The sequence below is a fragment of the Clostridium sp. CM041 genome (genome assembly GCF_055081035.1).
In genome coordinates this window covers 2,899,883-2,915,964 of record NZ_CM143648.1, presented here as the reverse complement: position 1 = coordinate 2,915,964, position 16,082 = coordinate 2,899,883, and the positions used below count along the sequence as shown (strand labels likewise).

Genomic DNA, 16,082 nt, shown 5'->3' with positions numbered 1-16,082 from the left:
TAATTAAAAATAAAATAAGAAGTTCTAAATCTCGCTTCAATGCATTATACGTAATATATACTTTTTTTGCGTATAAAACTATTTACTATTTATTTTATAACCCTACACTAATTAAAAGTGCAGTATCTACTTTTTTCATATCGCCATCAGTCATATGACCAATTTTTTCTTTTAATCTTTTTTTATCTAGTGTTCTTATTTGTTCTAGCAAAACTACAGAATCTTTATTTAATCCATACTCTTCTGAAGAAATTTCAACATGAGTAGGGAGTTTCGCCTTATTTATCTGGGAAGTAATAGCTGCAATAATAATAGTGGGACTGTACTTGTTACCAATATCATTTTGAAGTATAATTACAGGTCTAATCCCGCCTTGTTCCGAGCCTACAACCGGACTCAAATCAGCATAAAATATATCTCCTCTTTTTACTATTGTTGTCATTTGACAAATCACTCTCCGAAAGCTTAACTTCGTATTCTTTAAAATCTTTAATATCAATTTCAAAACCCATATTAGCCATTTCTAAATTTAACTCAGCCATTTCTAAATATCCTTGTTTCATTTCATCTATATATTTAAGATTTTTCTTTCCCTCGATATATAGTATTATAGCTTCCCGAATAAATTCACTTCTTTTTTTACAATCTTTCGAAAGTATCGTATTAAATTCAGTGTAAAGTTTTTTTGAGAGGTTTATTACTAATTTCTTTGAAGTTGACATAGAAAATTTAATACCTCCTAATAAGTAAAGCAACAATATGTATGAATATATTATAATTCAACCTACGTCAATCTGTCAAAGAAATTATTCGCGTTTTCGTTTTTTTTCGACAAGTAATTTTATGTTTAAATGGTTTATTCTACATATAATGCATAATGTTATACATATGTTTTTATCTTTACAACTCTACCTTCACTAACATAAACTCTTGGAACTCTTTTCCCAATCATGCAAATTACTTCGTAGTTTATCGTCCCTATTAATTCTGCTACTGTGTCTGCTGTAAATTTATTATTTTCATCCTCACCTATTAATATTACCTCATCGCCAATTTTGGCTCCATCAATTTCAGTAACATCAATCATGCACTGATCCATACAAATTTTACCTATTACTGGAGCAAATTCCCCCCTCAATATAACCTTTCCCTTTTGAAATAGGAGCCTTGTATACCCATCAGCATATCCAATTGGAAGTGTGGCTATAATACTTTCCTTCTCTGTTTTATACTTTCTTCCGTAACTCACATATTCTCCAGCAGGTAATGTTTTTATGTGCACTACATTTGTTTTTAATGTCATTGCAGGTTTTAAACTTATGTTTTCCTTATTTACCTCGCCTGACGGATAATAGCCATATACTATTATCCCCGGCCGCACTGCCTCATAATGAGTTTCTGGCAAATCTATAATAGCAGCACTATTAGCAATATGCCTCATTTTTATGTACACTTTTTTCTCTTTTAACTTTTCATAAAAAGCGTCGTATTTTTTTACTTGATCATAAGTATAGGTCTTATCTTTTTCATCCGCCGTAGAAAAATGACAAAATAACCCTTCTATGATTATATTAGGTAGCTTGCTGATATTATATACCTCTTCAGCGCTTTCCTCATTTGGTAGATATCCTATCCTCCCCATACCGGTGTCTACTGCTATGTGAATTCTAGCTACCTTATTTTTCTTTTGAGCCATCCTTGACAATTTGATTGCAAATTTATAAGAGAATACCGTTTGCTCAATATCATATTTCAATAAATTATCAATTAAATTTGGTGGTGTAAACCCCAAAATCATTATTGGGCATTCTATACCTGATCGCCTAAGTTCCACCGCTTCACTTTGCTCTGCTACGGCTAATCTATTTGCACCATTTTTAATGAGCACTGGTGCTACGTCTACAGCTCCATGCCCATAGGCATCTGCTTTTACAACCGCTATAATACTCTCACTTCTAGCTACCCGCCTAATTTCTCTCATATTATGAGCTAATTTATCTAAATCAATCTCTGCCCACACGGGTCTTAAGTGTTTAAACATGCCTTCACCTCATTTGTTATTTATAGCTAACACTACCGAACTGAAAGCTCTGATTGTTCAATTTTTACGTTAGGAAGAAAGTCAGTATATTTTATCTCAATTTTTTCTTTATCATTGATATCATAAATAACCATTCTAGCTGGCAACATACTTTTAGTATTAACATAAAGCAATGCCTTATTAATATTTTTATTATTACCAGGAATAAATAAGTTAATTACTGTGTATTTAATCCCATTAATGGTTTTGATATCATATTCTATTTTCTCATTAGTATATAATAATCCTATGTATTCGCCAATAAAACTTAATTTAAGGACTTCATCAAAATCTTTGCTCTGTACATACTTTGTTCCATTGTTTTTGTCACTAATATAAATTTTATCATCAGCTTTAAAAATAAACACTCTGTTTTTATTTAGCTCTAGCTTGTATCCGCCTCCTCTTAAATAAGTTTGTCTTGCCTTATAATTAATTGTCTGTTTATCATTCTTTACATCCATATTTATTTGTGTAGTATAACTTTCCATGTTTTTTAAAAATGTTGTTATATCATTAGTATCCTTTGGTTTCTTATAGCATGAAGTTAATAATAGCGAGCTTAAAATCAGCAAAAAGCTTAAAATTAATAGTGAATTTCTTTTCATTGTTATCCTCCTAGCGCTTCTCTAAAGATGCAAAAGAATTTTCAATTGTTAGATATCTAACGAAATATTCTACTACTAATCTATTACTAATAGTTGCATACTATTACTAAAATAACTAATTCCAATGGATAATGCCCGTCTCTACTTACAAACTTCTTCAATCTTTTTTGTAGCCTCCACTATAGCATAAGCCACAGCACTGTCTTCTCCATGAGATATACTAAGGTGAATATTGTATTCCCCTTCTTTTTTGGCTATTAACTTTGCCTTCCCCTTTAAACTCACTACAGGCTTTCCAAGGGTTGTCCTGTCAATTTCAATATCTTTAAAATCAAATCCTCTAAATCCTGTCCCTAAAGCTTTTGCTACTGCCTCTTTAGCAGCGAACCTTCCGGCCACATATTCTGCCCTTAAATTTCTGCTTTTAAGATATTCTAATTCAACTGCTGTGAAGATTTTCTCTAAAAACTTCTCATTGCTCTCCATAGCCTTTTTTATCCGTCGTATTTCAACAATATCAGTACCGACACCAAGAATCATAACCATCACTCCCACTCATTAATCTATATTTATAAGTTTAGCTTTTGTATTTCGTAAAACACAGCTGTTAATTTTATCATTAGATATCTATATATAATACTCCTACTACCACAATAATATAATACAATTTTCAATATTTATTGTACTAATTGATCTATTATTTTATTTTTACAATAATTATAATATTGTAATCATTAAAAAATTGTTATACTAAGAATATATAGTATTCAGCTGCATTGTTCTTTTGGAGTAATTTTATAACAGTCTCAAAACTTTCCATTGTAAACCAAAAAGAGGAGCATTCTCCTCAGGAAGAGGTTCAGTTTCCTCATATGTTAGACTAATTAAATATTAGCAAGTAGCTATATTTTTTAAAATCTCATCAAAGTCACTAGTATATTCATCAATATAATCACCTAATATGTCAATCATGTGAATAGGTGATACCGTATAGTCATATAACATTTTTAAAAGATTCTTAACTTTATGTCTTTGTGGACTTATGTTTTCTACGCAATCTCTTTGTATACCTACCACTGATCCATCAACTATGTCTTGTCTTTCTATTTCAATACCATAAGCTTGTATTTCAGTAAGTTCACCATACATTGAAACAGAAATTTGACTTTTTACTAACCTATAAAAATAATTATGGTTTACATCACCATCTGTTACTTTTCTTAATAAATTCTCTATAACTACCATATATGTTTTCCCCCTATACTTATGTTATGAGAATACATTAACATTACTTTTCAAAATAATCTGTCACTTTATGAAATGCATTTCACATATATTATCTCTTTAAAATGACAACTTAAACCTATTCCACCCATAATGCCACGATTAATAAAGAATAGTAAACCATCCACATATATATCACCTAGATTATTTTGTCGAAATCGTAATAAATATAACTAAAAGTTTTTAATATAAAATTGAATATTTTTTAATAAATTAGAACTATTCTTTATAGTCGCCATCATTATTATGAAAAATATGATTATAATGTAAACATATGTCATAATTGTAAGGTGTTCTATTCACTGTTTTCTCTATTCTTTAATTTTATTACGTTATTTGTATCTTTATTATAATCCTCAATAAAAATAAATAACCCCTTACCAATAGGTAAGATACCTATTGGTAAGGGATTATAATTTATAGCATCTTTAAAAAAGCTGGGAATGCTACAGATAATCCTGTAATAATAAGTCCACATAGGAAAGATCCTACAACAGCACACATGACGGATCTTTTAAAATCCAACTTTAAAAAAGCAGCTATCGCAGTCCCCGTCCAAACGCCTGTGGTAGGAAGAGGTATCGCTATAAAAGTTATAAGCGCTATTTCTTCAAACTTTTCAAATTTAGATTTGTTCTTGCTTATTTTCTTATCAATTAGGTTATATATTCCACTAGTTAACTTATATTTACCTAACAATTCAAATATTTTATTAAAACATATCAATACAAAAGGAACCGGAAGCAAACTTCCAACAAAACTTAATAGGAAAACTACTATTGGATTCATATTGTACACATTTATTCCAAGAGGTATAGCCATTTTCTGCTCAATAAGAGGCACTGCGGATAAGAATAATACATTTAACCAATTCATATAAACTCTCCTTATTTATAAATTCTTCGTAATTATTTTTTAAAATTTTAAATATCTATTACGTGATGTTGTCTGCTCTCACCAATGAAAAACACTGCCAAAGCTTCTGGGCCACTAAATCTTCCAACTACTGGACCGATGTAATGAATAATTACTTCTTTAACCACAACCATTGCGAGTATTTCCTCTTTAAGTCTTACAGCTTCATCATAACAATCTGCATGACAGATAGCTATAGTTTGAGTTTCAGGATTTTTAATCTTCTCCTTCACTATTTCTGCAAGCTTAGTTAGAGATTTTTTACGCCCACGAACCTTGAGTACTGGCATTACACGTCCGAGCTGGTTAATAGTAAGTATAGGCTTTATATGTAGTACTAGCCCTAGGGTAGCCGCTACATTAGATATCCTTCCACCTCTTTTTAAAAAATTCAAATCCTGCACAGTGATGTAAGTATTTAAATTTTGTATGTTTTCTTCTATTTGGCATACAATCTTCTCCAAAGTGTAGCCTTCATTTTTCATTTCCACGGCTTTTTTAACCATAAGACCTTGACCCAGTGATGCTGTTAACACGTCAACAATATATATACACGAATTAGGGAACTCTTCTAATATAGCAGTTTTACCAATATTAGCACTGTTATATGTGCCACTAAGGCCTGAGGACACTCCAATGTAAATTACATCTTTACCATTTTCTACAGCTGATTTGAAAATTTTATAGAAGCTTTCAGAATTTGCTTGAGAGGTATTAGGTAATGCTCCCTCACGAAGATCATCAAAAAATTGTTTGTGACTTAGGCTTTGTCCTAAATCATCTAAGTACTCTCTACCATTGTAACTAAATGGCAACATAGCAAAAGGGATATTATTACCGTAAATATATTCCTTGGGCAAATCACAGCAAGAATCCGTCATAATAACAAAGTCTCTCATTTGCATTCCTCCTACGTTTTATATTAATCAAATTGTCGCAACCTTTCAGAAGGAAAACACATCTTTTTCACATAAAAAAATGTTTTGCTATTTTTCTTTATAATTCTTCAAATTTGTTACACAATCATTTAAAAACTATAGCATAAAAAGCGTTTACTGTAAAATAAAATTGCACTAAACCAGTAAATTGTTATTGATTTCTAAATATTCCTATACTATACTTTATAACAATAACTATTATTTTAAAATAGTTATTAAAGGAGCGATATAAATGAATGCATTAGAAGTGACAAAAGATATTTACTGGGTAGGTGCACTAGACCCTAATCTTAGAATTTTTGATATAATTATGTATACCCCTTTTGGTACTACTTATAACTCTTATGTAGTAAAAGGTAGTGAAAAGACTGCAGTATTTGAAACGGTAAAAGAGAAATTTTTTGATGAATATCTGGAAAGATTAAAATCTTTAGACATTAATATAGAAAACATTGATTATATAGTAGTAGATCATACTGAGCCAGACCATGCAGGCTCAGTAGGAAAACTTTTAGAAATTGCTAAAAACGCTAAAGTAGTAGGATCGCCTGCAGCAATTGGATTTCTTAAAGAAATCATAAATAGAGAGTTTGAATATATAAGTGTAGAAGATGGAGATAGTATAAGTCTTGGAAATAAAACCTTATCTTTTATTTCAGCACCTTTTCTTCACTGGCCAGATTCAATTTATACCTATGTTGCACAAGACAAGCTACTTATCACTTGTGATTCCTTTGGAAGTCACTACGCAAGTGATGCGATGTATAATGATTTAAACCGAAACCAAGAAGATTATTGCGAAGCCTTAAAATATTACTTTGACTCTATTATGGGGCCCTTTAAACCTTATGTGTTAAAAGCTATAAATAAAATAAAGGACCTTCCAATAGATATAATATGCCCAGGCCATGGTCCTATTTTAAGAGAAGATCCCTTAAGTGTCGTAAATCAATACAAACAGTGGAGCCTTCCAGAAAAATCAGCCCAAGACGAAACACAGGTTACCTTATGCTACGTTTCAGCTTATGGCTATACTGAAACTGTAGCTAAAAAAATAGAAGAGGGTATAAAATCCAATAGTAATTTCAAAGTTAACATGTATGATGTTATCTATCATGATATGAATGATATTTTAAAAAGCATAGACAAATCTGAGGGAGTAATTTTTGGTTCTCCTACCATAAATGGAGATGCTCTAAAACCTATATGGGATATTTTAGTAAATTTAAATCCTATAGTTCACGGTGGAAAAGTAGCCTCCGCATTTGGTTCTTACGGTTGGAGTGGTGAAGCCGTTTCAAATATAGAGGATAGATTAAAACAAATTAATCTAGATTTATATCCTTCTATGAAATTTATTTTTAAACCTTCTGAAAAAGATTTAAACTTTGCCTTTAAATTTGGAGAAAGTTTTGCGGAGAAAATAGCTGAAAAAATTAAAATAAAAAACAGTCCCGCTAAACCTTCTACGGAGAAACGATGGAAATGCATCGTTTGCGGCGAAGAATTTGATGGAGAGAAACCACCTGAAATATGCCCTGCTTGTGGTGCAAGTGCTGATCAATTTATTCAAGTATCAGAAGATGTAATTACCTTTAGTTCTGATAAAAAAGAAAAATTCTTAATTATTGGTAACGGCGCTGCTGGATATTATGCTGCTGATGCCATAAGAAAAAGAAACAAACAATGCGTTATAGAAATGATATCTAATGAATCACAATTAACCTATTACAGGCCTTCAATTTCCGATGGCATAAGTGAAGACCTTAAAGATGATACTTTCTACCTCTCTCCAAAAGAGTGGTATGTGGATAACAATATAAAGCTTACCTTAGGAGTGCAAGTTCAAAGCTTAAACCCTGAAGAAAAGCAAATATTACTTGAGGGTGGTACCGCTATAAGTTACGATAAACTAATATTAGCAAATGGGAGTAAAAACCATATGATTCCTGTAGAAGGAGTAGATAAACAAGGAGTATTCACACTGCGAAGTCTAAAGGATTTAGAATCTATTAAGAATAAGATGAAGACCTCCAAAAGCGTAGTTATTGTAGGTGGTGGACTTTTAGGTCTTGAAGCTGCATATGAAATAAAAAAGGTTGGCCTTAAAGTTTCTGTAGTGGAATTTAGTGATTCTCTACTTGTTAAGCAATTAGATAGCGAAGGTAGCCTTATACTTAAAACTGCAGTTGAAAACGAAAATATTAAAATTATATTGGGAGATTCAGTAAATCTTATAAACGGTGAAAACGGTGTTACATCAGTTACACTCAAAAGTGGAAAAACAATAGATGCAGACTTAGTACTATTTTCAACAGGTATTGCACCAAACAAAAACATAGCTGATAACACTAATATAAAAACTAACAGAGGCATACTAGTCAATGAAAATATGGAAACTAATATTAGTGGCATATATGCCTGCGGTGATATTGCAGAATTTGAAGGTGCCGTATATGGAAATTGGCCTGCCGCTGTAGACATGGGTAAGATTGCAGGTATAAACGCAGTAGGAGATAATAAAGCCTATGTGCACGCACTTGGTGTTATATCCTTTAACGCTATGGGCTTAGAGCTATTATCTGTAGGTGAGATTTCAAAGAATCAATTTAAAGCTATTAGCTTGAAAGATAGTGAAAACAACCTATACAAAAAATTGTTCTTCAATAAAGACATCATAACCGGTGGAATTATAATTGGAGACAACAAATCCTCCGCCAAACTAATAAGTGACATTGAGGAGTCAAAGACCCTTGAAGAAGTAATGAATGAAAATTTAATCTAATAAAACAAAAAAGGCACCTAGGACTTTACGGTCTTATGTGCCTTTTTTATTTTATTAATTATACTTTACTTTAAAGCCTGATCAATACCCTCTGCCAAAGCCCTTGCTATCTTATCTTGGTAAGAGTCACTTGCAAGCAATTTGTCCTCAGAAGCATTAGATTGAAAACCCATTTCCACTAAAATAACAGGTACCTTAGACCAATTAAATCCTGTCATATCATTTCTTTCCACAACGCCTCTATCCTTCATACCAACCTTATTAATTAAACTATTAAAAACTATCTCTCCATATTTTTTACTTGTCTTATATATGACATTTGTATTTTTAGTATCTGCTGGTACAAGCATTGATGCTCCTGTAACAGATGAATTATCATTTCCATCCGCATGGATTCTTATAACTAAATCCGCCATATTATCATTTCCGAACTCAGCTCTTGCTTTACTTCCCATAACTATGTTATCCTGCGTTTTAGTCATTTTTACAGTATATCCATTTTCCTGTAGTGCACTTTTGAGTTTAACTGCTACCGCCATATTAACCACGTATTCAGGAATTCTTGTATTAACACCCTGGGCACCACCTGGTTCAATTACTTTCATTATACTTGAACCTGGATCTTGTTGCTCTTTTTTACTACTAGTAACACTGCCATGTCCTGGATCTATAACAATAATTTTTTGAGAACTTCCAATTGAGCTTTTCTTATCTTCATCAGTTTTAACCTGTGATTTCTTCTCTATCAAAGCTTTTGCTTTTGCTTCTTCTTTTGCTTTTGCTTCTTCTTTTGCTTTTGCTTCTTCTTCTTTTTTCGCCTTAGCTAATGCTTCTTCTTTCACTTTTAGCGCTGCTTCTTCTTTCGCTAATTTTTCTTCTTTAGCTTTAGTTAATGCTTCTTCTTTAATCTTCATAGTTTGTACAGATCTTTCATGTTTTTTTACGGCATAGTTTGTACTATATAATGCACCACCCAAAATAGCTAAACACATGAACGCTAATATTATTTTTTTCTTTTTTAACATTTTAACTCCCCCAAACTTTCTCCGCATACAACAAAAAATGTTATTGCTTATTTCCCCATTTATTTATTAACATAACCATAATTATATCAGATTAGCATATAAAATAAAAAAGTATATATTCACTGTTATGTTTTGTACATTATATTCCAAAAATTTCATAGTATTACGACGACCTAAAAAGCCTAAGATAATAACATTAGTAATCAAATTTTAAAAAGGAGGAATTTTAATGCCACACAAAGACGATATATATTACGATGAAGACCGTGATAAAATAGAAAAAGCTAATAAAATAGAGGATCTCCAAAACTTAGAAAAAGTCCTACTAGAACCGAGCGATGCCCTAACTAGCACTATAATATTGCATCATTAGAAAATGTCAGTAAATCAAGAGAAAAAACTGAAATATCTATACAAAAAAATAAAAAGCTAGCAAAATTATTTTTACTAGCTTTTTTATGTTTGTTTAAATAAAGGGATTGGGTTCTAGCATTAATTTAGTCTCTTCCTTGGGGGGATAAAGATTATTAGTACTATATGTATTAGAAGTTTCTATAGTGTTATTGTATGTTAATTTTGCTTATTTGTCAATAGTAATTATCATTTAATATCTTTTATACTGCAAATTCTTCTTCGCCATTTAAAATGAATTTATTAATAATATGTGCAACCCCATCTTGCTCATTAGTTTTAGTTATAAAATTTGCAGCTCTTTTAACTTCTGGGAATGCATTCCCCATAGCAACTCCTAAGCCGGCATATTTAATCATATGGATATCATTACCTGCATCTCCTATGCATATAACCTCTTCTTGTTTAATATTTAGCTCCTTCGCTAGCGCTGCTACCCCTGTACCTTTATTAACTGATTTATGAAGGAACTCTAAATAGAAAGGTGCACTTCTAACTATTGTGTACTTATCACTTACTTCTTCAGGAATTCTTTGCATTACTTCCTCTATAATGTCTGGCTCGTCCACAAACATAACCTTAACTATAGTAGTACCTTCTTCTACATCCTCAACAGCTATTACCTCATTAGAAATATGATTCATTTCCGCTTCATTTCTAGTGTATTTAGTATCCTTAGGCGAAATTACCGTATTCTCTGTTAATGCATGTATATTCACCTTTAGCTCTTTGCTTAATTCATATAAACATTTATAATCTTCGATAGTTAATGTTGTTTTAGCTATCGTCCTGTTACCTTCAGTATTTTGAACTAAAGCTCCATTAAATGCTACTGCATAATCGTCTTCTGAAATTAAGTTAAGTTCTTCTAAATATCTTTTAAACCCAACCAAAGGTCTTCCTGATGCTAGTACAACTTTTATTCCATTTTTTCTTGCTTGTTGTATTGCGTCAAAATTCACTTGTGAAATTTGTTTTTCATCATTTAATAATGTTCCATCCATATCTAGTGCTATTAATTTATACATTCAATTACCTCCGTGTTAAAAACATTTCTTAGACCAGTTTAAGTATAACATAGAATTTTATAAGTAATGGATTTGATTTTCTATAAATTTTCCGGTAATTTTATATTCTTAAATATCTAAATTCATATATTTATTATGAATTAAAGCATATCATACCGTTAATTTTCAGTTAAAATAATGTAATTTTTACTATACTTAGGTAATATACTGACTATAATGTGTAAAATAGCACACTTACACTTATAAGGAGGTTGTATATATGATGCTAAAAAAAGAAAAACCATTAATTATTACTCTATCTATCATTATTTTAGCAGCATTATTATATGTCGTTTTCTCCTTAAATAAATTGGCTACGCCTAATACATCTTCAAATATTCCTTCGCAAAAAGGGGTACTTGAACTTTCAAATTGGGATTTTCATAAAGATGGATATACTTCCCTTGACGGGCAATGGCAATTTTACTGGCAGCAATTACTATCACCAAAAGATTTTACTAACAGTTCTCCCCTTCCCTCTTATATAGAAATGCCAATGCCTTGGAATAAATATAATAAAAATTATGATTCTAATGGTTATGCTACATATAGTTTAACCATAAATTTAAATTCAAAATATAAAAATACACTTTTAGGCATAAGTGTGCCTCCCATGTTATCTTCATATAAATTATGGGTTAATGGACATCTCTTTTCATCTAATGGTATTGTTGGCAAAAGTAGTTCTTCCGAGCTTCCTAAATCTCTTCCAATTACCAGTTATTTTATGAATAATAATGACAAAATACATTTAGTACTTCAAGTTTCAAATCATAACTTTAGAGATGGAGGTACCCGTGGCAATATTTATCTAGGATTACAGTCCCAAATGGCGAATAAAAGAGACGCATCAATTGCACTTGAATTTTTTTACTTTGGTATACTGCTTATAATGGGCTTATATCACTTATGGTTATATGCTTTTAGAATAGATGATACTTCTAAGCTTTATTTTGGTATACTTTGCATAATTGCATCTTTAAGGGCCTTAACAGTTGGTAACAATTATTTTTTAACCTTATATGATAATGTAAGCTATAGCCTAGCTCTTAAACTGGACTACTTAACTTTCTATGCGGCAGTTTATTTTATACTAATTTACACATGCGTAGTTTTTAAACGAAATTACGCAAAAAAATTTTTAACAATATGTAAGTTTTTTTTCCTATTCTTTATAGTTACTACTGTTTTTATTTCCCCACTAATTGCTTCAAAACTCCTTAGGGTATTTCAAATATTCAATAATTTAAATGACTATTCTTTATTAGGATTCTTCATTATCATACTTTTAAATGCTTTTATGTTGGCAATGAATCATTCTAAAGCATATAAAAAAATTGAAACTTTATCTAAGGAAAATGAAGAGTGTCTTTTAAGAGAAAAGCTTAGAGAATCTACCTTTCTTCTAAATTCAACCTTGAATTTGGAAGAAGTTCTAGATAAATTATTAAAAAATTTAAAACCATTAGTGCCTTATGACAGCGCATCATTTTTCATGGAAGAAAACAACCATTTCAATATTATGGCGGGAACTGGTTTCAAAAACATAAATGAGATACACAAGATTCACATAAGTAAAAAAGATGATAAGCTATTTAAAGAAATATATGAAACTAATACTACTTTATTAGTTTCGAACGTTAAACAAGATCCTCGTTTTACGCATTATATAGGTCTATCTAATATTGAAAGTTGGATGGGCATACCTATAATCTTTAAAAATAAAATTATTGGCATCTTAACATTAGATTCAGTTCAAAAAAACATTTATACTAAGAATCACTGTGATATAGCCTTGTCCTTTTCCCAACATGCAGGAATGGCTATAGAAAATGCTACCTTGCATGGCAAAGCTAAAAAGCTAGCTTGCATTGATTCTCTAACTAATCTGTACAACAGACGAAGTTTTTTTGAGCAAGCAAATATAAGCTTTGATAAGGCTAAATTATTGTTACAACCTATTTCATCCATTATGATTGACATTGACGATTTCAAGAAAATTAACGATAGCCTAGGTCACCATACTGGAGACCTAGTTTTAAAACGTCTTTCAAAAATCTGCTTAGAAAATCTAAGTGAAAACCATATTTTAGGTCGTTTTGGTGGTGAAGAATTTATTATATTATTACCTAACACCTCCTTTAAAGGCGCTGAAATAATCGGAGAAAATCTGCGCAGTGCTATAGAAAATAATCCTTTAATTATTAAAACATCAGATTCAATACCTATCACCTCAAGCCTTGGAGTTGCTACACTTACTCCTACTGTTCAAGATTTGGATTATTTATGCATAGCAGCTGACAAAGCCATGTACCGAGCAAAGGCTCTTGGTAAAAATAAAGTTGTATCAATAAATTTGGACTCTAAGAGTAATTTATACACCGCTGAGTGAATTAGAAAAAAGTTATCCACATTGTTTTCCGCAAGTTGTTCTCCGTTTTTTTAGTAACAAATATCATACGTCCTTCATATTATGCATAATAGTGATTTAACGATTAATAGTTGTTACCTACAACTAACTCACTACAAGGAGGGTTAAAATGTACGGAAATCCATATATTACGTATGATCCAAATTTATTATCAAACTCCTTAGAAGGTATTAGAGCAGCAGTTCAAGGTGAAAAAGAAGATGAATTGTTCTATGACTACTTAATAAGCGTTGCTCCTACAGACGATGAAAAGAAAATTATTGCATCTATAAGAGATGATGAACGTGGACATAATAAAATGTTTAGACAAATATATAATAACATCACTGGAATAGATGTACTACTTAAAGACGATGAGGAATTTGTAAAACCTATTTCTTACCTTGATGGTATTAAAAAAGCATTATTTGGTGAACTGGGTGCTGTGGAAAGATATCGAGAAATTAGAAGAGGACTTCCATGTACAATGTATAGAGATATACTTTTCAACATTATAACTGATGAAATAAAGCATAGTGTAAAATACAATTATCTATTTACCTTAAACAAAAAATAACATTTACATGCTATCCCGCGCCCTTTGTCCCAATGTAAGGATTATTACTGAGAATAAAATTAATATGCATCCAATTACAATAGTAAAGGACAGCTTTTCACTTAGAATTATAACTCCAAGTATAATGCTTACTATAGGCTCTAAAGTGCTTAATATCGCAGCACTCGAAGGGCCTATTATTTTTATGCCCTTTAAAAACATTGTAAGAGCTAAAACTGTAGATACTAGAGCAATGCTACCGGAAGCTAAAAAACTATATGGCTTTATATTAAAATCTAATTGTCCATTAATCATGCCCATTATGAAAATTGACAGCGCAGCTATAAACGCTAAATAGAAAGTTAGTACAAACGTATCGATTTTGTTAACTTCACTATGTGCAACTCCAACAATATAATACGCATAGAAAAATCCTGAAATAAGAGCAAGCCATACTCCTTTAAAATTTAATGAAGCGCTCCCACTGTCCACTAAAAGATATATTCCGAGCACTGATAAAATCAGCGCTAAAATTTTACTTAAATGCAATTTTTCTTTGTACAAAATAACTGAAAAAGCTGTTACTATCACAGGGTAAACGAAATGTAGAATAGTAGCGAGTCCCACAGATATATAATTATATGATAAAAACAGCGCATAAGATGTGCCTGTATATCCTATAATCGATAAAAAAATAATGTGCATTAGCTGTGACTTGTTTAATTTAAAATCTTTTTTTGTAACAACTATGTAAAGTAATATTATTAAAGCAGCTATAAAGAACCTAAGAAATAACACTGTTGTTGCATTTGCACCACCAGTATAAGCTATTTTTGCGAGAATTGGCATAACTCCAAAAGCCGCTGAAGATACTACTGTATATATTATCCCATCTATCTTTTTCATTTGTTCACATCCCTTTCTTTATGTCTACGTATCATTCTATCACAAACAAAAAAAATAAAACTACCCAAATACCTCTAATGTATTTGGGTAGTTAAGTCTCTAGCTGCGAATATGTTGCAGCCTCCCAGAAGATTGTTTAATTAGTAACTTCATCAATTATACTATTAATATAATTTAGTACTTCTTTCTTTTGTTCTATAGATTTACCTTTTACTTCTTCTATTGTACTCAAAATGTTGTTTGCTTGTTCTTTTTTCGTTTCATTCATATATTTAGTGGCACTTTGTATTTTTTGTTTTGCCGCTACTAATTGCTTATCTATATCTTCGTCGCTTGTCGTGTCAAGACCTTCAGATTGAGTTTTTGTTTCCTTAAATCCAACCGTTCCTATTATTTTATGATTTCTAATTACAAAGCTCTTTATCTTAATAGGAAGTATATCTGTTTTAATTTTTATTAGATTATCCTCAACATAAAAGACATCATTACTCTGCTTGGCAATTTGAGACATTATAAGTTCTTTAGGTAATGTTAGCTTTCCAACTTTAAAATTATCAGCAGCGTATGTAATTTCACCATTAGAAACATCTAGCTTTCCCGTGGACGATAATAATAAATTAATATTTTTATAACTGAATGGAGCCTCAATCAAAATTTTATCATTTCCTATTTTTGTGTTAATTTCCTTAATAGTTATGTCTCCCTTACTTATAGGCTTTTTAAAATATAGATTAATCAACGCATTCATATTCTCTTGATTTATTGCAAATTGCCCACTTTTTAACAGTATGTCTTTTTCAAGTTCCTGTATAACATTTGTAGAAGCCGTTTTTTCAACTACTACTTCACCATTATATAATAGAGAGCATGCAAAAATTGTAAGTGCCACGAGTAAAATAATTGGCACCCATATTAGTTTGCTTCTCTTTGATTTATTATTTCTAGCCATATTCCCCTCCTTAATCCCCTTTTACTTATATATGTTACCACATTTTCTATAATTCGGCACTTTAAATTAAATAATTAACAAATATTCTCTATTTAATTCTTAACCCTTTTCTTAAAGATCTTTATGAAAAAGCATACTCTAAAAAAAT

16 protein-coding genes are annotated in these 16,082 nt (G+C 31.0%); 4 read left to right on the top strand and 12 right to left on the bottom strand.

All coding sequences use genetic code 11. The features are described 5' to 3' along the window. Positions 1–94: 94 nt before the first annotated feature. From ACWJJT_RS13775 to ACWJJT_RS13740, 8 genes are all read right to left on the bottom strand, one after another. Complete coding sequence (locus ACWJJT_RS13775) at positions 95–442, bottom strand: type II toxin-antitoxin system PemK/MazF family toxin (RefSeq protein WP_071614469.1); 348 nt, start codon at positions 440–442, stop codon at positions 95–97. Continuing rightward, on the bottom strand, positions 402–722 hold the full coding sequence (locus ACWJJT_RS13770) for a CopG family transcriptional regulator (RefSeq protein ID WP_462955109.1): 321 nt from the start codon (positions 720–722) through the stop codon (positions 402–404). Before ACWJJT_RS13770 ends, ACWJJT_RS13775 begins: the two co-directional genes overlap by 41 nt. Positions 723–880: 158 nt before the next feature. Then, the gene (gene alr / locus ACWJJT_RS13765) at positions 881–2,041 is read right to left on the bottom strand and encodes an alanine racemase (RefSeq protein ID WP_462955108.1); all 1,161 of its coding nucleotides are present in this window, start codon (positions 2,039–2,041) and stop codon (positions 881–883) included. A gap of 32 nt (positions 2,042–2,073) precedes the next feature. Further along, positions 2,074–2,688: a germination lipoprotein GerS-related protein gene (locus tag ACWJJT_RS13760; protein ID WP_462955107.1), complete on the bottom strand. Its 615-nt coding sequence runs from the start codon at positions 2,686–2,688 to the stop codon at positions 2,074–2,076. 141 nt (positions 2,689–2,829) lie between these two features. Further along, on the bottom strand, positions 2,830–3,228 hold the full coding sequence (acpS, locus tag ACWJJT_RS13755) for a holo-ACP synthase (RefSeq protein ID WP_165412523.1): 399 nt from the start codon (positions 3,226–3,228) through the stop codon (positions 2,830–2,832). Between the two features lie 351 nt (positions 3,229–3,579). Next, a complete protein-coding gene (locus ACWJJT_RS13750; protein WP_462955106.1) occupies positions 3,580–3,933 on the bottom strand; it encodes a DUF6514 family protein in 354 nt (117 codons plus the stop codon). A 456-nt stretch (positions 3,934–4,389) separates the two neighbouring features. Next, positions 4,390–4,848 carry a COG2426 family protein gene (locus tag ACWJJT_RS13745; RefSeq protein WP_462955104.1) on the bottom strand — a complete coding sequence of 153 codons (459 nt, stop codon included), beginning with the start codon at positions 4,846–4,848 and terminating at the stop codon, positions 4,390–4,392. A 47-nt stretch (positions 4,849–4,895) separates the two neighbouring features. Beyond that, positions 4,896–5,786: a DegV family protein gene (locus ACWJJT_RS13740; RefSeq protein ID WP_462955103.1), complete on the bottom strand. Its 891-nt coding sequence runs from the start codon at positions 5,784–5,786 to the stop codon at positions 4,896–4,898. A gap of 271 nt (positions 5,787–6,057) precedes the next feature. Here ACWJJT_RS13740 and ACWJJT_RS13735 point away from each other — a divergent pair, with 271 nt between their 5' ends. After that, positions 6,058–8,610: an FAD-dependent oxidoreductase gene (locus tag ACWJJT_RS13735; protein ID WP_462955102.1), complete on the top strand. Its 2,553-nt coding sequence runs from the start codon at positions 6,058–6,060 to the stop codon at positions 8,608–8,610. A gap of 65 nt (positions 8,611–8,675) precedes the next feature. On the opposite strand, the gene ACWJJT_RS13730 is transcribed toward ACWJJT_RS13735, so the two are convergent. Next, entirely contained in the window at positions 8,676–9,635 is a 960-nt protein-coding gene (locus ACWJJT_RS13730) for an N-acetylmuramoyl-L-alanine amidase family protein (protein ID WP_462955101.1), read from the bottom strand. Positions 9,636–9,864: 229 nt separating this feature from the next. On the opposite strand from ACWJJT_RS13730, the gene ACWJJT_RS13725 reads away from it, so the two are divergent. After that, a complete protein-coding gene (locus ACWJJT_RS13725; RefSeq protein ID WP_216302609.1) occupies positions 9,865–10,008 on the top strand; it encodes a hypothetical protein in 144 nt (47 codons plus the stop codon). 241 nt (positions 10,009–10,249) lie between these two features. On the opposite strand, the gene yidA is transcribed toward ACWJJT_RS13725, so the two are convergent. Next, positions 10,250–11,074 (bottom strand): sugar-phosphatase, encoded by an 825-nt coding sequence (gene yidA / locus ACWJJT_RS13720; protein WP_462955100.1) that lies wholly within the window; start codon positions 11,072–11,074, stop codon positions 10,250–10,252. Between the two features lie 259 nt (positions 11,075–11,333). On the opposite strand from yidA, the gene ACWJJT_RS13715 reads away from it, so the two are divergent. Both ACWJJT_RS13715 and ACWJJT_RS13710 read left to right on the top strand, forming a co-directional pair. Continuing rightward, positions 11,334–13,505 (top strand): diguanylate cyclase, encoded by a 2,172-nt coding sequence (locus tag ACWJJT_RS13715; RefSeq protein ID WP_462955099.1) that lies wholly within the window; start codon positions 11,334–11,336, stop codon positions 13,503–13,505. Positions 13,506–13,653: 148 nt separating this feature from the next. Next, the gene (locus ACWJJT_RS13710; protein ID WP_216302605.1) at positions 13,654–14,100 is read left to right on the top strand and encodes a ferritin-like domain-containing protein; all 447 of its coding nucleotides are present in this window, start codon (positions 13,654–13,656) and stop codon (positions 14,098–14,100) included. Between the two features lie 3 nt (positions 14,101–14,103). Here ACWJJT_RS13710 and ACWJJT_RS13705 read toward each other — a convergent pair whose 3' ends face one another. Both ACWJJT_RS13705 and ACWJJT_RS13700 read right to left on the bottom strand, forming a co-directional pair. Then, complete coding sequence (locus ACWJJT_RS13705) at positions 14,104–14,985, bottom strand: DMT family transporter (protein WP_462955098.1); 882 nt, start codon at positions 14,983–14,985, stop codon at positions 14,104–14,106. 136 nt (positions 14,986–15,121) lie between these two features. Beyond that, a complete protein-coding gene (locus ACWJJT_RS13700; RefSeq protein ID WP_462955097.1) occupies positions 15,122–15,934 on the bottom strand; it encodes a hypothetical protein in 813 nt (270 codons plus the stop codon). Positions 15,935–16,082 lie beyond the last annotated feature (148 nt).